The organism is Parerythrobacter lacustris (assembly GCF_024626475.1).
Classification (GTDB): Bacteria; Pseudomonadota; Alphaproteobacteria; order Sphingomonadales; family Sphingomonadaceae; genus Parerythrobacter_A; species Parerythrobacter_A lacustris.
The window spans coordinates 150,345-170,957 of the sequence record NZ_JANKHH010000004.1 but is presented as its reverse complement, the minus strand read 5'-3'; the positions used below and the strand labels follow the sequence as shown (position 1 = coordinate 170,957).

The window sequence follows — 20,613 nt, the reverse complement described above, 5'->3', positions numbered from 1 at the left end:
CACGCCGCCCGCCATGCTGCCCAGCAAAGGATCATCCGTCCCACCCGGTCTCGTCAACGCCGAAGCCGCCCTCGCCGATCTCGGCGAAGGCCGGGCGTCGCTGGTCTGGCGCAGGATCGTGGCAGATGCCGAGACGCCGGTCGGCGCGGCGGCGAAGCTCATCGTCGCCGGTCGCGGCGATTTCCTGCTCGAATCGGTCGAAGGCGGCGAGATACGGGGACGGTACAGTCTACTCGGGCTCGACCCCGATCTGGTGTTTCGCGCCTCGGGCGAAGCAGCGGAGATCGACAGAGATTGGCAGGTGGACCGCAGCGCTTTCGTTTCCTGTCCCGAGGGCGCGCTCGATGCCTTGCGCGCGCTGGTCGGCGAATGCCGGATCGACGTGCCCGAGGGCCTGCCCCCCGCCCTCGCCTGCCTCGTCGGATACTTCGGCTACGAGACGATCGGCCTGGTCGAGAAGCTGCCGCGCGCGCCGCAAAGCGCGCTCGAACTGCCCGATATGCTGTTCGTCCGCCCGACCATCATTCTGGTGTTCGACGGGCTGACGGAGAACCTGTTCGCCATCGCGCCCTTGTGGCCGGGTGACAGCGATCCGGCAGAAGCCCTGTCTCAGGCCGGCGAGCGGATCGACGAGACATTGCGCAAGCTGGCACAGCCCTCTCCCGCGCAGCCGCGACTGGCGGAGGAGCCGCCGGTGGCGCTCGAGCCGCAGCTGGCGCCGGGCGATTACGCGGCGATGGTCGGACGCGCCAAGGGCTACATCGAGGCGGGCGACATCTTCCAGGTGGTGCTGGCGCAGCGCTTCACCTGCCCCTTCCCCTTGCCGCCTTTCCAGCTCTACCGCGCCTTGCGCCGGGTGAACCCCTCGCCCTTCCTCTATTTCCTCGACCTGCCCGGCTTTGCGGTCGTCGGATCGAGCCCCGAAATCCTCGTGCGGGTCCGCGACGGCGAGGTCACTATCCGCCCGATCGCCGGAACCCGGCCGCGCGGCGCGACACCGGCAGAGGATATCGCGGCGGAGGAGAGCCTGCTCGCCGATCCGAAGGAGCGGGCAGAGCATCTGATGCTGCTCGACCTCGGCCGCAACGACGTCGGGCGGGTGGCAAGGCAGGGCACGGTCGAGGTGACCGCGAGCTACACCATCGAGCGCTACAGCCATGTGATGCATATCGTCAGCAACGTCGTCGGGCAGCTTGCGCCCGGGCATGACGCGCTCGACGCGCTGTTCGCGGGCTTCCCCGCAGGAACCGTCAGCGGCGCACCGAAAATCCGCGCTTGCGAGATCATCGCCGAGCTCGAACCCGAAACGCGCGGGGCCTACGCCGGCGGCGTCGGCTATTTCGCGCCCGACGGATCGGTCGACAGCTGCATCGTGCTGCGCACCGCGGTGGTCAAGGACGGTATCATGCATGTTCAGGCGGGCGCGGGTATCGTCGCCGACAGCGACCCTGCGTATGAGCAGCGCGAATGCGAGGCCAAGTCGGGCGCGCTACTGGCCGCGGCGCGTGAAGCAGTGCGCGTCGCCAGCGAGCCGGGGTTCGGACAATGAGATATCTGGCGTTCATCACGTTTGCGCTGCTCGCCGCGTGCTCGCCCGAGCCGGAGGGCAAGCCTGTCATGCGCACCGAAATCGGCAGCGGCGTCGCGGAGGAAACCGCGACTCCAGAGCCGGAGGCCCCGACGCGCGCCTCAGCCTGCCGCAGCGTCACTTTCGAGCAGGCGAAGTTCACCCATTGCATCGCCGATCCGGCGAAGCACCGCATCGTGATGGACCTCGGCCCGGACGGCGGATCGCCCTATCGCGGTTTCGCCAGCCTTGCTGGCGGGCGCGCGGCCGATGCCGCGCCGGTCGCCTTTGCGGTAAATGGCGGGATGTATGACGGCGAAGGCAAGCCGGTCGGCTATTACGTCGAGGGCGGCAATCGGTTGAAGGAGCTCAACCGCAACCCAGGACCGGGCAATTTCCACATGCAGCCCAACGGCGTATTCTACGGGTCGGGCGGCAAGTGGGCGGTGCGCACTTCGGAGGATTTCTATTCCAACGTCGGCGACCGTCCGCAGTTCGGCACCCAGAGCGGCCCGATGCTGGTGGTGGGCGGCAAGCTGCATCCCGAAATCACCGACGACGGACCGAGCAAGGCGACCCGCAACGGCGTCGGCGTCGATGCGCAGGGCCGCGCGCATTTCGTGATCTCCGAGGACCCGGTCAGCTTCGGCAAGCTCGCGCGCTATTTCCGCGACGAACTCAAGACCCCCAACGCGCTGTTCCTCGACGGCAATGTCTCCGCCCTGTGGGACCCAGCAAAGGACCGGATGGACAGCGGCGCTGCGCTTGGTCCGCTGATCGTGGTAGAGGACAAGGAATGACCATCGCCTACACCCGCACGCTCTATCCCGAGATCGAACCCTATGAGAGCGGCATGCTCGATGTGGGCGAAGGTCACTTGCTCTATTACGAACGGGTCGGGACGCCAGGCGCGAAACCGGCGGTTTTCCTCCACGGCGGCCCGGGCGGCGGAATGGGCCCGGCGCATCGGCGGCAGTGGAACCCCGATCGCTACGATGTCCTGCTGTTCGACCAGCGCGGCTGCGGCAAGTCGCTCCCCTTCGCCGAGATCGAGCACAACGATACCTGGCGCATCGTCGAGGACATCGAGCGCCTGCGCGCCATGTGCGGGCATGAAGCATGGCAGGTGTTCGGCGGGAGCTGGGGCGCGACCCTCGCGCTCGCCTATGGCCAGAAATACCCCGAGCGCACCACCGAACTCATCCTGCGCGGCGTATTCCTCGCGCGCGAGAAGGAGAAGAACTGGCTCTACACCTATGGCGCGAGCGAGATCATGGCCGAGCAGTGGGAGCAATTCTCCGGCCACATCCCCAAGGCCGAGCGCAGCAATCTGGTGCAAGCCTATCACGACCGGCTGACCAGCGACGACGAAGCCACCCGGCTTGCCGCGGCGCGCGAATGGTCGCTGTGGGAAGGCTCGGTCGCCACATTGCTGCCCGATCCGGACCTGCTCGACGCCTTCGCCGACCCTTCGAAGGCCGTCCCCTTCGCCCGCATCTGCGCGCGGTTCTTCCTCAACGATTTCTACCTCGAGGAAGCGCAACTGCTGCGCGACGCGCACAAGCTCAAGGGCATCCCCGGCATCATCGTGCAGGGCCGCCACGACATCTGCTGCCCGCCGACCTCGGCATGGGAACTCAAGCAAGCCTGGCCCGAAGTCGACTTGCGCATCGTCCACGACGCCGGCCATGCCGCGAGCGAACCGGGCATCGTCGACGGCCTGGTGCGGGCTACAGACGAGTTTGCGGAGATAAGGAATTGATCCGATATTCCGTTCGCCCTGAGCCTGTCGAAGGGCAAGCAAAACAGGTGTCGCAAGCATTTGTGGCTGGGCTTCGACAAGCTCAGCCCGAACGGGTTTTTGGAAGCATCTCGTCATGATCCTCGTCATCGACAATTACGACAGTTTCACCTTCAACCTGGTCCACTACCTGATGGAACTGGGCGCAGAGGTGCGGGTCGAGCGCAATGACGCGATCAGCGCGGGGCAGGCAATTTCGAGCGGGGCCAAGGGGTTCCTGATCTCGCCGGGTCCCTGCACGCCGAACGAGGCGGGGATCAGCCTCGACCTCGTCGCGGCTTGCGCCGATGCCGGGAAGCCACTGCTCGGCGTGTGCCTCGGACACCAGGCGATCGGGCAGCATTTCGGTGGGCGGGTGGTGCGCGGCGGTCTGATGCACGGCAAGACCAGCCCGGTCGAACATGACGGCAGCGGCGTGTTCGCTGGGCTCCCCTCTCCCTACACCGCGACCCGCTATCACTCGCTGATCGTCGAGGACATTCCCGAGACGCTGGTGGTCAATGCGACCAGCGAAACTCCCGGCATAGGCGGCACCGCGGTGATGGGCTTCCGTCACCGGGAGCTGCCGATCCACGGGGTGCAGTTCCACCCGGAAAGCATAGCCACCGAGCATGGCCACGCGCTGCTGGCGAACTTCCTGCGCCTATGCGGGATCGAAACGCGAGAGCTGGCATGAAGCACCTTCCCCTTGCCGTTCCGCATATGAGCGAAACCGAGGCCGAGGAGGTCTTCGGCTGGATTCTCGACGGCGAGGCGACCGACGAGGAAATCGCCCGCTTCCTGCTCGCAATGACCGAACGCAGCGAAACGGCAGACGAAATCGCCGGCGCGGCCCGAGCCCTGCGCGCGCGCTATATTCCTGTCGCGGGGCCGGACAACGCGATCGATGTGTGCGGCACCGGTGGCGACGGGCATCACACACTGAATGTCTCGACTGCCGTAGGACTGGTCGTCGCCGCGTGCGGCGTGCCGGTGGCGCGCCACGGCAACCGCGCGATTTCTTCGCTCTCGGGCGTGGCGGACACGCTCGAAGTGCTAGGTCTCGACATGGCGGCGGCGGGGCGCACTGCGGAAAAGACGCTGAACGAAATCGGCATCTGTTTTCTCTTCGCCCCCAACCACCATCCGGCGATGGTGCGGATACAACCGATCCGCAAAGCGCTGGGCCGGCGCACGATCTTCAACCTGATGGGGCCGTTGTCGAACCCGGTCGGGGTCAGGCGCCAGCTGATCGGCATCGCCCGCCCCGGCTATGTCTCGATCTATGGCGAGGCGGCAGCGCGGCTCGGGACCGACCGGACCTTCATCGTCTCGGGCGACGAGGGGCTGGACGAACTGAGCCTCGCCGGCGGGAACGAAATGGCCGATTTGGCCGGACATGAATTCGCCATGCGCCGGGTCGATGCGACCTTAGCAGGGCTTGAGCACGCCCCGCTCGAGGCGATCCGCGGCGGCGATCCGGCGCACAACGCCCGCGCCCTCGCCGCGCTGCTTGATGGCGAGCGCGGTGCCTACCGCGAAACCGTGAAGTTCAATACGGCGGCCGCGCTGATGGTCGCAGGCCGGACGGAGAATTGGGCGGAAGGCGCAGCCATCGCGGCCGAAGCTCTCGACAGCGGCTCGGCAAAGAGGCTGCTCGCGAAGTGGATCGCGCTGGCGAAATAGCGCGGCTTTGCCTTCGGCGCTGCACCAGGCCAGTGTTTCACGCAGAGATCGCAGAGGGAAGGGAGACGCGGAGGAAAGCAGTGGCAACCCTGCAACTCCCGCCGCGAAGCGGCCGGAAAATCTGGCGGGCGAAAAGCCGAACGCCGCTTCGCGGCGGAGTACGCCATATCCTAAAGCGCAACATCTCTGCGTCTCTCTTTTCCTCTGCGCCCTCCGCGTGAAACCAACCCCCTCGACAACAGCACCACGCCTCCCCATAGGCACGACCCGATGAATAAGCTTGACGAAATCTGCGCCACAAAGCGCGAAGAAGTGGCTGCTCGAAAGGCTCTCGCGACGATCGCCGATCTCGATGCCGTTGCGATGGAACAGACCGCCCCGCGCGGCTTCCGCAGCGCTTTGGAGGCAAAGGCCGGAACCGGCTTCGCACTGATTGCCGAGATCAAGAAGGCCTCCCCCTCCAAGGGCCTGATCCGCGCCGATTTCCGTCCGCATGAGCACGCGATGCAATACGAACGCGGCGGGGCAGCCTGCCTCTCAGTGCTGACCGATGCGCCTTACTTCCAGGGGCATGAGGATTATCTGGTCGAAGCGCACGCGAGTTGCAGCCTTCCCGTCCTGCGCAAGGATTTCATGGTCGATCCGTGGCAAGTGGCCGAGGCGCGCAGCATCGGGGCGGACGCGATCCTGATCATCGTCGCCGCACTGGACGACGGCGCAATGGCGGAGATCGAGGCTGCTGCATTGGAGCGCGGAATGGACGTACTGGTTGAAGTCCACGACGAGGCCGAGATGGAACGCACCCACGCACTGCAATCGCGCCTGATCGGGGTCAACAACCGCAATCTCAAGACCTTCACCACCGATCTCGCCACAACCGAGCGGCTCGCCCCGCTCGCACCCGAAGGCGCGTTGCTGGTCGGCGAAAGCGGAATCAACCGCCACGCCGATTGCGTGCGTCTGGCGGTTAGCGGCGTGCGGACCTTTCTGGTCGGCGAAAGCCTGATGCGGCAGGACGATGTCGAGGCGGCAACGCGGCAGTTGCTCGAAGGCTGAACGCGCAGAAAGAGCTGTCCTACACGCCCGTAAGCTGCCACCCATGCTGCGAAAAGTCTGTCGCTGCCGGGCGATCGGGCGCCGAGAACGGAGCGTAGTTGAAGGTGCAAAATGCGACCGCCGTCGAACCAGCGTTTTGGTGTCGCCTTCGTGTCGCCTTTCAACCGAATTATCAGGGATAGCCTCGCATGAACACGCTGACCCATCTCGATGCATCGAGCACCGCGCGCATGGTCGATATCGGGAGCAAGGCCGAAACGGCGCGGCTGGCAGTGGCCGAAGGCTTTATCCGCATCGCGCCCGAAGCTCTCGCCGCCATCGAAGCCGGGAATGCCCCCAAGGGCGACGTTCTCGGCACGGCGCGCATCGCCGGGATCATGGCGGCAAAAAGGACCGGGGAACTCATTCCGTTGTGCCATCCACTGGCGCTCGATGCGGTGAGCATCGATTTCGCGATCGAACCGGAGGGCATCCGCGCTGTCGCCACGGCTTCGCTTACCGGCAAGACCGGGGTCGAGATGGAGGCGCTCGCCGCCGTATCGCTCGCGCTGCTGACGATTTACGACATGGCCAAGGCGATCGACAAGGGCATGGTCATCGAACAGGTCCGGCTCATCGCTAAGCGCGGCGGCAAATCGGGCGACTGGACACGCAGCGATGCCGGCTAGCATGTTGACGCTGGAAGAGGCGCAGACGCAGCTGGCGCGCATCGTTACGCCGACCGGACTCGAAACAATCCCGGTGCGCGATGCTTCAGGTCGATATAGCGCAGCGGATGTTTTGGCGAAGCGGACCCAGCCCCCGGCCGACCTCTCGGCAATGGACGGCTTCGCAGTGGCTGGTGCTGGCCCCTGGACGATCGTCGGCGAAAGCCGCTGCGGCGCGCCTTTCGCCGGGTCGATTGCGGAAGGACAGGCGACAAGGATCTCGACCGGAGCGGTCATGCCGAACGGAGCCGAAGGAGTTCTGATCAAGGAGAACGCCGAACTCTCCGGAGACGACCTGATCGCACAGGAGCCCGTGGCACCCGGAAACCACATTCGCCGCAAGGGTTTCGACTTTGCACAGGGAGCCCGGTTACGGGCGAAGGGAGAGCGGATCGGACCGGCCGGGCTCGCGCTCCTGCTGGCGGGCGGAATTTGCGAAGTAACGGTCCACACCCGCCCGCTGGTGACCATCTTCGAATGCGGAGACGAGCTTGCAGAAGCGGAAGCTACATCAAACATCGGTACCATTCCGGCCAGCAATGGCGCCATGCTTGCCGCAATGTGCCGCACCGAGGCCTGCACAGTCGCGACCCCTCCCCCCTTGCCCGACCGGCTCGATGCCATCGCCAGAGCGATCGACGATGCCCGCGATTCGGATCTGATCATCGTCAGCGGCGGGGCTTCGGTGGGTGATCACGACCTCGTGCGCCCGGCGCTCGAAGAGTTTGGTGCGTCGATCGACTTCTGGCGGGTGGCGATGAAGCCGGGCAAACCGCTGATGGCGGCGAAACGCGGCAGGCAGCTGATCCTCGGCCTGCCGGGAAACCCGGTCAGCAGCTATGTCACCGGCTATCTGTTTGCCCTTCCCGCGATCCGGGCGATGCTGGGAGCCACGGCGATTGCACCACAGTGCATCCACCTGCCCGCGGGTGACGATCTGCCGGCAGTTGGGGCACGGCGTGAATTCGTCCGCGCTCGACTGGAACCGAGCGGCCCCGTGCCACTCGACCAGCAGGACAGCAGCGGATTGGCCGCTCTCGCTGCAGCGGATTGCCTTATCGAACGGCCGGAGGGATGTGCAGGGGTCAAAGCGGGAACGCCTGTTCCGGTCTATCTGCTCGGAAACGGCGGAATCGCTTGACCTATCGAGTTTGGTTGCCTAATTGTTCCACATTCGTTCGCATTGCGGGCGATATGGAACAGGCGGCCAGGGAGCTAACGCCATGCTGACCAAAAAGCAGCACGAATTGATCCGGTTCATTCATCAGCGGCTAGAGGATACCGGTGTCTCGCCCTCGTTCGAGGAAATGAAGGAAGCGCTGGACCTCAAGAGCAAATCCGGCGTGCACCGGCTGATCTCGGCGCTGGAAGAACGCGGCTTCATCCGGAGGCTTCCCAACCGGGCGCGCGCGCTCGAAGTGCTCAAGCAGCCCGAAGATGCTTTGCCGGCTTCGGCGCGGAGCGCGGCGAACGATGCCGTTTCGCGTGCGACTGCGGCCCCGACGAAGGTCGCGGCACCGGCCAACGATGTGATCGAGATCCCGCTCCACGGCCGGATCGCGGCCGGCATGCCGATCGAGGCGCTGGAGGGGCAATCGAGCCTTCCAGTACCCGCAGCCCTGCTCGGCCCGGGCGAGCATTATGCGCTCGAGGTGTCGGGCGACTCGATGATCGAGGCGGGTATTTTCGACGGCGATTTCGCCCTGATCCGCCGCACCGATGTTGCGCGCGATGGCGAGATCGTGGTCGCACTGGTTGACGACGAGGAAGCGACGCTCAAATTCCTGCACAAGGATGGGGCGATGATCCGGCTCGATCCGGCCAATGCGAGCTACGAACCGCAGGTATATCAATCGGGCCGCGTCAAGGTCCAAGGCAAGCTCGCGGGGCTGCTGCGCCGCTATCACTGACGGCGGCGCGGGGGTGGCTCGTCGCGACCCCCGCGCCACCAGCCATGCTCGCCCTGTCCTGCGGCGACAGTTTTGAAACGCTCGTTCTTGAGGTCGATTGAGAGGCCACCGGTCCGATCTAGCAGGCTTCTGTCGGCCTTGAGCCAGCGCGGCCGGCAACTGCGCGGCAGATAACGATCGGAGACGACGATATCGGACAGGTCGCAAGCTGCCGCCAGTTCGCGTTCCGCCACCCGGTCACGGGTCCGCGAGAGCAACAGATGCCACGGACGGCCGCCGCGCTCTATGGTGAGCGAACAGAAGTCGCGTGTGCATTCGGCTCCCGGCCAGTCGGACAGCGATACCGGCTCTCCCTCCTGTCCCGCCATTTCGAGCAGATTGTCTTTGGCATAGTCGCTCCGGCTTTCGCGCAAGACGAGCAGCCGGTCGCCCTCGCCGACGATGCCGACATGCCGTCCGTCCCCAGAGACGAGCACATCGGGGATTGGTGCGAGCAGGAACAGCGGAGTCGCGACCAGCCAAGGGACCAGTCCAAACAATCGAGTTCCCCCGCGCCACATCGCCATCCAAAGCCCGCCGGCTACATACATGGCGAACAGCCCCACGCCCATTTCGGGCATCAGCTTTACCGCGCCGGGCTGTACCGCCGTCCAATGGGCAATCCCCAGCAAGAGTTCGAGCGACTTGCCCGCGAGCCACCACAACGGCCCGCCCGCTCCAACGATGTCGAGCAGAAGCGCTAGGGCGATCAGCGGCATCGAAACGAAGGTGACAAGCGGGATGGCGATCACATTTGCGAACGCACCATATACCCCGGCCCGGTGGAAGTGGAACAGCACGATCGGCATAAGGGCGACCTCGATCACCAGGCCGGTTACCAGCAACATCGTACCACGCCGTGCTATGGTAGCGATCCAGCGCTCCTCGCGCGGCGCAAGGAACGACTTGACCCAGACGCTGTTGTGCAACGCAACGATCGACAGAACGGCCGCAAAACTCATCTGGAAGCTCGGACCAACCAGCGATTCGGGCCACAGCAGGAGAACGAAGAACGCAGCGGCGGCCACCATTCGCATCGACAGCGCCTCGCGCCCCAGCGCGAGCGCGGCAAGAACCAGCAGCGCACCGACGCAGCTCCTGACCGTCGGAACCTCCGCACCGGTCAGCAAGGTGTATCCGATCCCCGCCGTTGCTCCGACAGCCGCTGCGACGAGCGGCAGCCGTACTCGCAAGGTCAGCCATACCCATAAGGCGAGCAGCTTCAACGCGAGCAGATAGGCAGCTGCAATCACCGCGCTCACATGCAGGCCGCTGACCGAAAGCAAATGCGTAAGGCCGGAGTCGCGCATGGCTTCCTCGTCCCGATCGGTGATGGCACCGCGGTCCCCGCTGGCAAAGGCGGCGGCAATTGTGCCCGGCGAGCCGTCGATCCGCGCCCGGACATGCGCCGCGAGATCCCGCTGCACCTTTGCCAGACCGGCGCTTTGCATGGCGGGTTCGGCAATCTCGAGTTCGCCGATCAGCGAGCCGGTCGCAGAAAGGCCGCCGAACCAAGCCGTGCGGGCGAAATCGTAGCCGCCTGGAAGCATCGGTGGGGCTGGCGGCATGAGGCGGACGCGGAGCCGGATTACAGCCTCTTCCTGCGCTGCAGGATCGTCCTTCGAGATCGGCACATTGACTCGAACCTTGTGCGCTTGCCCGCTTTCCGCATCCTGAAACGCGAGAACCAGCCTGACCCGGTCCTCGCCCGGTTGTTCCTCTCGTTCGAGCACCTTGGCCACTATCGAGCGAACCTCGGGCCGCTCGATCGCTTCGGCACCCACAAGTTCCGAACGCAACCAGATCACGCAGATCCCGAAGGAGACTAGCAGGCCAAGAGCTGCAGCAGCCTTGCGCAGTTCCGGAAACGCATTGAATGGCCTCGCGCTCGCCGATGCCCCTAATGCAACCAAGACGGAAATGGCGATCGCTACGCCCCATTGCCAGGGATTGCCGAGCCAGAACCACAGCGCGATTCCCCCAGCGAAAGCGACCGTCAGCCAGGGCCCGCGATCGAACCCGCTCCCCCCCAGAAATCGCTCCATTCGTGCTGCCACACTGGACAAGCGCACCGCGCTGCGCCAAGTGCGCTGCACTGCAACATCGCCGCTCTCGGGCTCGGCCCCGATCGGCACGAGGTGCGCGTTTCGCGTCGCCATGGAAGTGATTGAAGGGAAGCGGGACGATATGGCAAGCGATAGCGGACAGGATCGCGGAAAAGTGGTCACGCGCTTCGCCCCTTCGCCGACCGGATATCTGCATCTCGGCGGTGCCCGTACCGCGCTGTTCAACTGGCTGTTTGCCCGCCATCATGGCGGCAAGGCACTGCTCAGGATCGAGGACACCGATCTGAAGCGCTCGACGCAGGATGCGATCGACAAGATCATCGAAGGGCTCGACTGGCTGGGTCTCGACTATGACGAACCGCCGGTGTTCCAGTCGCAGCGCGCCGACCGGCACCGCGAAGTCGCGCTCCAACTGCTCGAAGCGGGTCATGCCTACAAGTGCTTCGCAACGCCCGATGAACTGGAAGCGATGCGCACCGAACAGCGCGCCAACCGGCAGCCCCTACGGTACGACGGCCGCTGGCGCGACCGCGACCCGGCCGAAGCTCCTGCCGGCACTCCCTTTGTCGTTCGCCTGAAAACCCCGATCGAAGGTGAAACGGTCATCGACGATGCGGTGCAAGGCAAGGTCCGCGTCGCGAATGCCGAACTCGACGACTATGTCCTGCTGCGGGCCGACGGCACCCCCACCTATATGCTGGCGGTGGTGGTCGACGACCACGATATGGGCTGCACCCACATCATTCGCGGTGACGACCATCTCAACAACGCTTTCCGCCAGCTGCCGATCATCAAGGCGATGGATTCGATCGAGGGCGGCTGGCCCGAGCCGGTCTATGCGCATGTTCCACTGATCCACGGGCAGGACGGTGCCAAATTGTCCAAGCGCCACGGCGCCGTTGGGGTCGAAGCCTATCGCGATGAGCTGGGCGTACTGCCCGAAGCCTTGTTCAACTACCTGATCCGGCTCGGCTGGGGCCACGGCGACAAGGAAGAGTTCACGCGTGACGAAGCGGTGGCGCTGTTCGATATCGATGCCGTCGGCAAGAGCCCCTCACGCTTCGACCTCAAGAAGCTGCTGAACCTCAATGCACACCATATTCGCGAAGCGGACGACACGCGGTTGGCGCAGCTGGTCGCGCCGGAAATCGAATGCGCAGTCGATCTCGACCTGCTCGCCCGCGCCATGCCGGTCATCAAGGTGAGGGCGAAGGACACGCACGAACTCGCCGCCGGTGCGGCTTTCCTGTTCAAGCAGCGTCCGTTCGATCTGGACGCGAAGGCAGCTGCCCTGATGGACGACGAATCGCGACAGCGCCTCACCCTCGTCTCGCAGCGGCTCGCGGCGGAAAATGACTGGACAATGGAAGCACTCGAAGCCACTACGAAGGCGCTCGCCGAGGAGCTTCAATTGGGTCTTGGCAAACTGGCGCAGCCGCTGCGCGCTGCGCTGACGGGGACAACAACCAGCCCCGGCATTTTCGATGTACTGGTCCTGCTCGGTCGGGAGGAGTCGCTGGCGCGGATCGACGCGCAAGCCGCTTGAGCAGGTGCGGGAACACTGGACGAAGGAGAAAAACATTGGCGGACAAACAGGCGAAGCTGGAGATTGGCGACCAGACCTACGACTTCCCGATCCTGGAAGGCAGTGTCGGCCCCGATGTGATCGACATCCGCAAGCTTTACGGCGCGACCGATCATTTCACCTTCGACCCGGGCTACAAGTCCACCGCTAGCTGCGAAAGCGCACTGACCTATATCGATGGCGACGAGGGCGTGCTGCTGCACAGGGGCTACCCGATCGGGCAGCTGGCCGAAAACTCCAGTTTCATGGAAGTCTCCTACCTCCTGCTCAACGGCGAACTGCCGAGCGCGCAGGAATTGTCCGACTTCGAGATGACCATCACTCGTCACACCATGCTGCACGAGCAGTTGGCGACTTTCTACCGCGGGTTCCGCCGCGATGCCCACCCGATGGCGATCATGTGCGGCGTGGTCGGTGCCCTGTCGGCGTTCTACCATGACAGCACTGACATTTCCGACCCGCACCACCGCAAGATTTCCAGCCACCGGCTGATCGCCAAGATGCCGACGATCGCGGCGATGGCGTATAAATACTCGGTCGGCCAGCCCTTCATGCAGCCGCTCAACTCGCTGAGCTATACCGGCAATTTCCTGCGCATGACCTTCGGGGTTCCGGCAGAGGAGTACGAGGTGATCCCGGCGGTCGAAAAAGCACTCGACCGTATCTTCATCCTCCACGCCGATCACGAACAGAACGCCTCCACCAGCACCGTCCGGCTCGCCGGCTCATCCGGTGCGAACCCGTTTGCCTGTATCTCAGCGGGTATTGCCTGCCTGTGGGGTCCGGCGCACGGCGGTGCGAACGAGGCCGCGCTCAACATGCTGCGCGAAATCGGCACGCCCGATCGCATCCCGCATTACATCGAGCGCGCGAAGGACAAGAACGACCCGTTCCGCCTGATGGGTTTCGGCCACCGCGTGTACAAGAACTACGATCCGCGCGCGACGGTGATGCAGAAAACCGTGCGCGAAGTGTTCGACGCGCTCAAGGTCACCGATCCGGTGTTCGAGACCGCTCTTCGGCTCGAGGAAATGGCGCTCAGCGACGATTACTTCCGCGAGAAGAAGCTGTTCCCCAACGTGGACTTCTACTCCGGCGTGATCCTCTCGGCGATCGGCTTCCCGACGACGATGTTCACCGCGCTCTTCGCGCTCGCCCGCACCGTCGGCTGGGTCGCGCAGTGGAACGAGATGATTTCCGATCCAGGCCAGGTGATCGGCCGTCCGCGCCAGCTTTACACCGGCCCGGCCGAACGGGATTACGTGCCGGTCGAGCAGCGCTGAAGGGTGGCTACCGGTCCGGCGGCAGGTCGAGGATAAACTGCGCGCCCTGCCCCGGAACGCTTTCGACCGACAATTCACCGCCCATCGCACGCGCGATGCGGCGAGAGATGTAAAGGCCGAGGCCTGATCCGCCGTCGCCGCTGCGGCCGAGGCGTTCGAACTTTTCGAACACCACTGCCTGCTGCGCCTCGTCCAGCCCCGGCCCCTCATCGGACACAACGAGCCGCGCGCTGAGTTCGGTTGCACCTACGGTCACCGTCACTGTTGAGTTCTCGGGCGAATAGCGGATTGCGTTGGCCATCAAGTTGAGCAGGATCTGCAACACCCGGCGAAACTCGGCAATTGCCGCGACGCGCTGGGTCATCTCCGGGCACGCAATCTCGATCGATTTTTCCTGTGCCCGGACCGACAGGATTCCCGCAGCCCGCCGTGCCACGTCGCCAAGGTCGATCTGGTCGGGCGCAGTCGAGAAGTCGTCCGCTTCTACCACCTCGAGGTCAGACAGGTCTTCGATCAGCGACAGCAGGTGCTGCCCCGCGCTGGTGATGTCGGCGGCGTAGGCGCTGTACTCTTCCGCCAGGGGCCCGGCCATCTTGTTGCGGATCGTCTCGGCATTGGCAATGATCCGGGCGATCGGCTGGCGCAGCACCGGAGCCAGTTCCCGGCCGATCGATTGGGTGATTCCCTTTGCCTTTGCGGCCGGTTCGCTCGCGACGGGTGACAATATCCGGTCGGGAATGAGGTACAGCTCGAATCCGTCCCTGCCGTCCCGAGCAGTCCCGAGCGGGACGAGATGGACCGACCAGCTACGTTCTGACCCGGCAATCTTGCACAGGGAGCCATCCAGAAGCCGCCAATGCAAGGGCTGATGATGGCCATCGCCCGGGAAGACGACGTAGTCCGTCCACGGTCTCCCCACAGCCGACCGCATTGCCTGAACCGCATCCACCACGTCTGCCGCCTGACCATCCACGGCCAGTATGGCCTGCGAAGGGTCCAGACGCGCAACGATTTCGGCAACCGTTCGATCGACATCCAGGCGTCGCTGTTCGTATTCCGGATCGGTTTCCGTCTCGTAGGGCGTTGCCTGCCAGTCCGACACTCCGAGGAAACACCCGCCCGCCTTGTCGTCCGGGACCAGCTCGATCCAGCCTTCGATCCGTTCATCGCCATCGAACGCGCGGAATCCGCGCGACACGGAGCGACGGTTGGCTAGGCACTGGATCACGGCCTCACGAATGTCGGGGATTGCGACCGGTCCGGGCAATAGTCCGCCGCAACGCAGCTGGAGCGAAGCGAGCGGCTCCTGCGCCTCGACAAGATTTGCTTCTCCATCCAGCAGCGCGCGCGCCAGGAAAGTTCCGGTCAGCCGTGCCATCGATCAGTCCGCATCGCCGGCTTTCCGGTGCTGCAGGAGCTCCTGCGCCCGGTCCTGGCGTAGTGCCTCGAACCCTTCCGGCAAATCGATGTCCGGATGGAAATAGGCGAACTGCTCCGCCACTACGCTCGCGTCAAGCCCGGCAGCGCGCAACGAGAGCGCAAGCCTTCCGACCAACTGCTCGCTTGTCGCGACGACGATGGTATCGCGTGCTTGGTCGGAAATATGCGCGAGGGCGGATGTGAAAAGCGAAACGCCACCGTTGCTTACCGCAAGGGCAGGTCGGGCATCCTTGCCGAGTGCCGAGATCATCCGGTTGAGCAGACCGATCCGGCTCATCCCCTCATCGAAAGTGCTTCGCAGCGTCCCTTCGGCCTGTGCCGTGATTGTCGAGGCGTCGGAACCGGCGAAGTTGCGCCAAGTGTGCAGGACCTGCTCGAAAATCGCGCCCGGCAATTCGCGAAGCGGCAGCTCCATCCGTGCATGCTGCTGGAAGAAGCGTGCCTGCGCCGCAAGGATCGCCATCGCACCGCCAGCAATTTCCGGGCTCTTCGATGCGATCAGCGATTGAAGCATCGGCGAGACGACGGGATCGATCCCCGAGCGGCTGCGCAGTGCCTCGGCCGTCTGTGCTTCGATCGTCAGCGCGTGACAATGGACGAGGAAACCCTGCTGATTCATCAGGGCATCGGCCAGCTCGACGACACCCGCATCGGCAAAGCCATCAGGATCGCCCAGACCGGCAACGGCAGCTTGCTCGCGCAATAGCTGGCGCGCAACATCGGCGGCACGCCCGCGAATGGAAGCGACCACCTGATCGTTGAACAGGGGGTTCCCCGCGGTCGCTACCAGATGCCCGAGGATCGGTGCGAGCGACTGCAGCACACCGTCTCCATGCGCGAGTTCATCGCGCAGGATCATCTCCACGGGGCTGTCGGACGGTGGGTGCATTGCTTCCTCTTCGATTGTCACCCTTAATCAGCCATAGTTAAGCCCGCGTTAGCCTCGCACGGACAAGAGGAAGCAGGATCAGCCCGAGGACGAGCAAAGAAAGCAACTGGATAGCAGGCAAGACCAGCAAGGCAGCGGCGGCCACGGCCAACATGATCGCGATTACAGCCCGGTCTTCCAGCAGCATGACCCGAAGTGGCCCCGGAATCAGAGAGGCCAGGCGAAGCAGTCCGATTATCATCGCTGCCGCAAAAACGGCGTCCAGGTTCGAATAGCTGGGCACGGCCAAGCCGATTGCTACAACCAACGTAAAATCGACCAACCCGTCCCGGCAGTTGTTCCATGCCACCAATGCCTTGCTGTCTCCGCAGCCAAAAGCGCGGATCGAAGCCAGTGCTCCATCGACGCGACCCGCCAGTGCCGCAGCGGCAATCGCGCAAAAGCCAGCGACCGGATATTCGAACCAAGCACCCAGCACCCCGGCGGCAAGCAGCAGGATCGTCGCACCGCGCGCCGCCCAGCGTGCCGCATCGGGCGGACCCTTGGCGATCGCAAGCGCCCTTGCCGCACGATCTGCGAGCGCGTTTGCGGGCCACCACCAGCCTTCGGGCTGGATCGACCGTTCAACCCGGATGCGCGTCCAATCCTGGGCCTTGGTGGAATCCTTCACCATGCACCATTTCTGCGTCGCAAGCGCGCCCGGATCGATTGGAACGACCGGCGTCCCGGTCTGAAGCCCGAGCCGCAAAAGACTGGAAATGCAGTCGATATCGTCGGAAAGCTCGCTGAGCCGCTCGACAGTCGACCCGCGCAGGATCATCGCGCCCGCCCACGCCCGATCGCGATCGATCCGTTCGTAGCCGAGCGGGATAGCTTTTTCGGGCGGGGCCGAAACTATCGCAGGCTTGCCGGATTTCAGCATATCGGCCGCGTCTGGATCGATCACGATCCCCTCGGTGAGCACAAGCAACCGATCCGCCGAACTCACCAGACCAGCGAGGGCCCGATTACGCTCCGCAAGGATGAAGCTTGCCCCCTCGGCTTCGGCCAAATGCTGCAATCGCACAAGCGAAGGCCTCGACCGATCGGCGAGGCAAATGATCCGCCGGCTGCCAAGTTCCAGCGCCAACCGCATTTGGTGTTCAACCAATGGGGCGGAAGCGAGCGAAAGATCGCCAACCATCCCCCCTTCCGGGTCCGATGCCGTTTCGCGCGACGCGATAAGCGCGACAATCATGGTGAGCCCGATGCCTGCATGGCATGCGATGTGGACCGAGACCAGGCGATTGCCAAGTCCATGTCTGGGTGTCAGTCGCTACCGCCCACGAATTCGCGATGGAATGCCTCGATCCGGCGGACGACAGTGGGCTCTCCGGGGGCAGCGTCCACCGCCTCTTGCGCCAGGACGATCAGCGAGTCGGCGTGGAAGCTGGCGGCCACGCCCTTCAGGCGCTGCGCAGCCAGTTCCCAGTTAGCATCGCACCGCGACCGCTTGAGCAGGTCGATCTGACGCGCGACACTCTCCGCGAATGCGACGCGCAATTCGGCCAGCAGCGCAGGGTCTTCGCCTGCCGCTGCCGCGAGTGTCGCATCGAAATTGCCGCTTTCGAAAGCCATGCGATAGGCGATAACAGCGGTTTGGTTAAGCCGGGGTTTAACCTGTGGGAAACTGTGATATCTTCCGCCAATGACCGGGGGATCGAACATCAGGGCCATTGGCCCCGAAGATGCGGCGCTTGACGTTGCCAAGGCGGAAGTTGCTCAGGCGCAGGAATCTGCCGCTGAGGACGTTTACGAGGAAAGGGAGCCCGAGGAGGGTTACCGCCCTCCAGCCTCGCGCTGGATCGTACCGTCGCTGGCGGTCCTCGCGATCTCAGGGTGGACCGCGTTTTTCGGCTGGGTGAACCGAGGCGCGATGATGGCCGGTGGTACACCGGACCAATGGAGCGGCTGGATCGTGGCCTGGTCGGTCCCGGTGCTGCTGGTGGTATCGTTGTGCCTTCTGGCGACCCGCAACAGCCACCGTGAAGCAATCCGGTTCGGGCAGGTGTCCGAAAGCCTGTCGCTCAAGTCGGTCGAGCTCGAGACGCGGCTGTCGTTGGTCAATCGCGAACTCAGCCTGGCGCGCGAATTCCTTGCCTCGCAATCGCGCGAGCTGGAGTCCCTGGGACGCCGCGCGAGCGAGCGATTGTCCACCAATGCCGAAGCCCTCCAGGCTCTGGTGATGGAGAACAGCCACCAGATAGAACTCATCGCCGAGGTCTCGAACACCGCGCTGGAGAACATGAACCGCCTGCGGGACGATTTGCCGGTCATCGCCAATTCGGCGCGCGATGTGTCCAACCACATCGGCACCGCCGGCCGAACCGCACATGGGCAGGTCGCTGAACTTGTCGCTGGATTCGATCGCCTGAATGCATTTGGCAGAGCGAGCGAACAACAGGTCGGCTCGCTTCAGGCGCGTATCGGTGAAGCCTTGGCGTCGTTCGAGCACCAGACATCCGAGATCGAGGTGATCGTGGATCGGCGCTTCGCAGCACTGAGGGAGCGGAGCGAGGAGTTCCGCACCGAGCTCGACAATCGCGAGGTCGATGCGCTCGCCGCGATCCGGCGGCGCGCCGACGCATTGGCCGATGAGTTCGCCGGCAGCCGGGCTTCGCTCGAGAGCGAGGAAGAGGAGGCGCTGCGATCACTGCGTGCGCGTCTGCTCGCGCTCCGCGAGGAAGCACAGACCATCGGCCAGTCGATCAGTTCGAGTGAAGAGGATGCCCTTGGCCGCTGGCACGCGCGGATCGGGCAGCTCGATACCCAGTTGCGCGAGGCCGTGGGCGAGATCCAGCGGATCGACGAACAGGCACTCGAATCTGCCAATCGCAAGCTCGATGCACTGCGGCAAGAGGCTGAAGCGGTCGATGCCAATATCGCGGCGCGCGATGAGATGCTGGTCGAGAAGTTGCGTCAGCGGCAGGCTGCGCTCGCTAGCGAAGAGGAAGCCTCGATCGTCCGCCTTGAGCAACGGTTAAGCACGCTCGACGCGGCGATGACAGAGCGGCAGCAAGCCCAGCTTTCGCTTTCCGAATCGGTTGCCGAGCGCAGCGAAGCGTTGGCGGCAAGGATCGACAGCTTGCGGATAACGCTGGAAGACATTTCGGCAAAGGGGCAGGCGACTCAGGACAGTATCGATGGCAATGTCACGCAGTTGACCGCTCGCCTTGCCGAGAGCCAGACACTGCTGCTTGGCGCGGACAAGGCGGTTGCCGACCTTACCGATGCGAGCGTCCGGCTGCTGGAGCTGATCCAGGCAAGTTCCCAGCACACCAACGCCGTGCTGCCAGGTGCCTTGGCCGACGCAGAGCAACGGCTCGAGGCCGTGCGGATCAAGACGGGCGAGCTCCAGACGGTCATCAATGAAGCAGGCCGCAAGGGAGAGGACCTCTCGTCCTATGTAATCACGGCAAGAGATGCGAGCCGCGAGGCGATCAAGGATCTCGACGGATTGCAGCATCGCCTGTTCGAGTCGCATGATAACCAGGAACGTCGGATTGCCCAACTGCGGCACGGCCTGTCCGAACTTGCCGATCAAAGCGATGCGCTGAGCGAGCAGTCGAAAACTGCCCTTTCCGACGCAATCGCCGCGCTCGAAGATGCCGCCCGCAGCGCGCCGGACAAGCTCGAACTGGTCATGACCGAGCGGCTCACAGCACTGGCCGAAGCGGTGAGCTCGCGCACGGTGGCGAGCGTCGAGCAAGCGGTCGATACCGGCGTGGCCAGTTCGATTGCCAAGATCGAGGAGGCTGCCGACCGGGCAGCGGGTACGGGGCGCGAGGTAACCGTCCAGTTGCGCGACCAGCTAGCGAAAGTGAACGAGCTGGCGGGCAATCTCGAGACCCGCGTTGCCCGTGCGCGCGAGCTGGCGGAGGAGCAGGTCGGCAACGATTTCGCGCGCCGCGTTGCGCTGATCACCGAAGCGCTCAATTCGAACTCGATCGATATTGCCAAGGCCTTGTCGAGCGACGTCAGCGACACGGCCTGGGCTTCCTACCTGCGCGGCGATCGGGGCATCTTCACCCGCCGCGCGGTCCGATTGCTCGACAACACCGAGGCGCGCGAAATCGCCGAGGCCTACGACCTCGATCCGGACTTCCGCGAGAATGTCAGCCGCTACATCCACGATTTCGAGGCGATGCTGCGCACCATGCTGTCGACCCGCGATGGCAATGCGCTTGGCGTCACCCTGCTCAGTTCGGATATGGGCAAGCTCTATGTCGCGTTAGCGCAAGCGATCGAGCGGCTGCGCGAGTAGGTACTGCGTGTCACCTCAATCCTACTGTCCGTCGAACATCCAACCCAGGAAGTTCAGGTCCTCGATCCCGATCCAGCCATAAATGTAATTCAGCACATAGGCCGCCGTCAGCACCGCGGCGATCAGCGTTGTCCTGAGCGCCAACCTGCCGGGGCGGAAATTCGCCGGGGCGCTGTCGGCCTGACCGGGGACCTTGGGCAGACCCACTTCGTCATGCGTCCTGATCCCGAATGGAAGCGAGACGAAAGCGGTCATTACCCATACCAGCACGTAGATCGCGAGGATCGAGGTCCACTGCATCG

Annotated in this window: 18 protein-coding genes; 12 read left to right on the top strand and 6 right to left on the bottom strand. The window is 64.3% G+C overall.

Annotation, left to right across the window (positions count from 1 at the left end; all coding sequences use genetic code 11):
* Window positions 1–13: 13 nt before the first annotated feature.
* From trpE to lexA, 9 genes are all read left to right on the top strand, one after another.
* On the top strand, window positions 14–1,549 hold the full coding sequence (gene trpE / locus NSO95_RS07370; RefSeq protein ID WP_257595543.1) for an anthranilate synthase component I: 1,536 nt from the start codon (window positions 14–16) through the stop codon (window positions 1,547–1,549).
* Entirely contained in the window at window positions 1,546–2,367 is an 822-nt protein-coding gene (locus tag NSO95_RS07365) for a phosphodiester glycosidase family protein (protein WP_257595542.1), read from the top strand. The genes trpE and NSO95_RS07365 overlap by 4 nt, the downstream gene beginning before the upstream one ends.
* Complete coding sequence (gene pip, locus NSO95_RS07360; protein WP_257595541.1) at window positions 2,364–3,329, top strand: prolyl aminopeptidase; 966 nt, start codon at window positions 2,364–2,366, stop codon at window positions 3,327–3,329. The genes NSO95_RS07365 and pip overlap by 4 nt, the downstream gene beginning before the upstream one ends.
* Before the next feature lie 115 nt (window positions 3,330–3,444).
* A complete protein-coding gene (locus NSO95_RS07355; RefSeq protein WP_257595540.1) occupies window positions 3,445–4,044 on the top strand; it encodes an anthranilate synthase component II in 600 nt (199 codons plus the stop codon).
* Window positions 4,041–5,033, top strand: a complete 993-nt coding sequence (gene trpD / locus NSO95_RS07350; protein WP_257595539.1) for an anthranilate phosphoribosyltransferase — start codon at window positions 4,041–4,043, stop codon at window positions 5,031–5,033. Before NSO95_RS07355 ends, trpD begins: the two co-directional genes overlap by 4 nt.
* Window positions 5,034–5,303: 270 nt before the next feature.
* A complete protein-coding gene (gene trpC, locus NSO95_RS07345) occupies window positions 5,304–6,089 on the top strand; it encodes an indole-3-glycerol phosphate synthase TrpC (protein ID WP_257595538.1) in 786 nt (261 codons plus the stop codon).
* A gap of 188 nt (window positions 6,090–6,277) precedes the next feature.
* Window positions 6,278–6,757, top strand: a complete 480-nt coding sequence (gene moaC, locus NSO95_RS07340) for a cyclic pyranopterin monophosphate synthase MoaC (protein WP_257595537.1) — start codon at window positions 6,278–6,280, stop codon at window positions 6,755–6,757.
* The gene (locus NSO95_RS07335) at window positions 6,747–7,937 is read left to right on the top strand and encodes a molybdopterin molybdotransferase MoeA (protein ID WP_257595536.1); all 1,191 of its coding nucleotides are present in this window, start codon (window positions 6,747–6,749) and stop codon (window positions 7,935–7,937) included. Before moaC ends, NSO95_RS07335 begins: the two co-directional genes overlap by 11 nt.
* 82 nt (window positions 7,938–8,019) lie before the next feature.
* Window positions 8,020–8,706: a transcriptional repressor LexA gene (gene lexA / locus NSO95_RS07330; protein ID WP_257595535.1), complete on the top strand. Its 687-nt coding sequence runs from the start codon at window positions 8,020–8,022 to the stop codon at window positions 8,704–8,706.
* Here the strand turns inward: lexA and NSO95_RS07325 are convergent.
* Complete coding sequence (locus NSO95_RS07325) at window positions 8,700–10,904, bottom strand: ComEC/Rec2 family competence protein (RefSeq protein ID WP_257595534.1); 2,205 nt, start codon at window positions 10,902–10,904, stop codon at window positions 8,700–8,702. The two genes, lexA and NSO95_RS07325, sit on opposite strands and share 7 nt — an antisense overlap.
* A gap of 28 nt (window positions 10,905–10,932) precedes the next feature.
* Between NSO95_RS07325 and gltX the strand changes: the two genes are divergently transcribed.
* Window positions 10,933–12,357 carry a glutamate--tRNA ligase gene (gene gltX / locus NSO95_RS07320; RefSeq protein ID WP_257595533.1) on the top strand — a complete coding sequence of 475 codons (1,425 nt, stop codon included), beginning with the start codon at window positions 10,933–10,935 and terminating at the stop codon, window positions 12,355–12,357.
* Between the two features lie 35 nt (window positions 12,358–12,392).
* The gene (locus NSO95_RS07315) at window positions 12,393–13,679 is read left to right on the top strand and encodes a citrate synthase (RefSeq protein WP_257595532.1); all 1,287 of its coding nucleotides are present in this window, start codon (window positions 12,393–12,395) and stop codon (window positions 13,677–13,679) included.
* A gap of 7 nt (window positions 13,680–13,686) precedes the next feature.
* Here NSO95_RS07315 and NSO95_RS07310 read toward each other — a convergent pair whose 3' ends face one another.
* The 4 genes from NSO95_RS07310 to NSO95_RS07295 all read right to left on the bottom strand — a co-directional run bounded on the left by NSO95_RS07310 (window position 13,687) and on the right by NSO95_RS07295 (window position 17,625).
* On the bottom strand, window positions 13,687–15,057 hold the full coding sequence (locus NSO95_RS07310; RefSeq protein WP_257595530.1) for a sensor histidine kinase: 1,371 nt from the start codon (window positions 15,055–15,057) through the stop codon (window positions 13,687–13,689).
* Between the two features lie 3 nt (window positions 15,058–15,060).
* Window positions 15,061–16,008 carry a hypothetical protein gene (locus NSO95_RS07305; protein WP_257595529.1) on the bottom strand — a complete coding sequence of 316 codons (948 nt, stop codon included), beginning with the start codon at window positions 16,006–16,008 and terminating at the stop codon, window positions 15,061–15,063.
* A 37-nt stretch (window positions 16,009–16,045) separates the two neighbouring features.
* On the bottom strand, window positions 16,046–16,996 hold the full coding sequence (locus NSO95_RS07300) for a hypothetical protein (RefSeq protein WP_257595528.1): 951 nt from the start codon (window positions 16,994–16,996) through the stop codon (window positions 16,046–16,048).
* Between the two features lie 320 nt (window positions 16,997–17,316).
* A complete protein-coding gene (locus tag NSO95_RS07295) occupies window positions 17,317–17,625 on the bottom strand; it encodes an Hpt domain-containing protein (RefSeq protein ID WP_257595527.1) in 309 nt (102 codons plus the stop codon).
* A 70-nt stretch (window positions 17,626–17,695) separates the two neighbouring features.
* On the opposite strand from NSO95_RS07295, the gene NSO95_RS07290 reads away from it, so the two are divergent.
* Window positions 17,696–20,311, top strand: coding sequence for a coiled-coil domain-containing protein (locus NSO95_RS07290; RefSeq protein WP_257595525.1), 2,616 nt, complete (start codon window positions 17,696–17,698; stop codon window positions 20,309–20,311).
* 21 nt (window positions 20,312–20,332) lie between these two features.
* Here the strand turns inward: NSO95_RS07290 and NSO95_RS07285 are convergent, their stop codons facing one another.
* Window positions 20,333–20,611, bottom strand: coding sequence for a DUF1467 family protein (locus NSO95_RS07285; protein ID WP_257595523.1), 279 nt, complete (start codon window positions 20,609–20,611; stop codon window positions 20,333–20,335).
* Window positions 20,612–20,613: the final 2 nt, after the last annotated feature.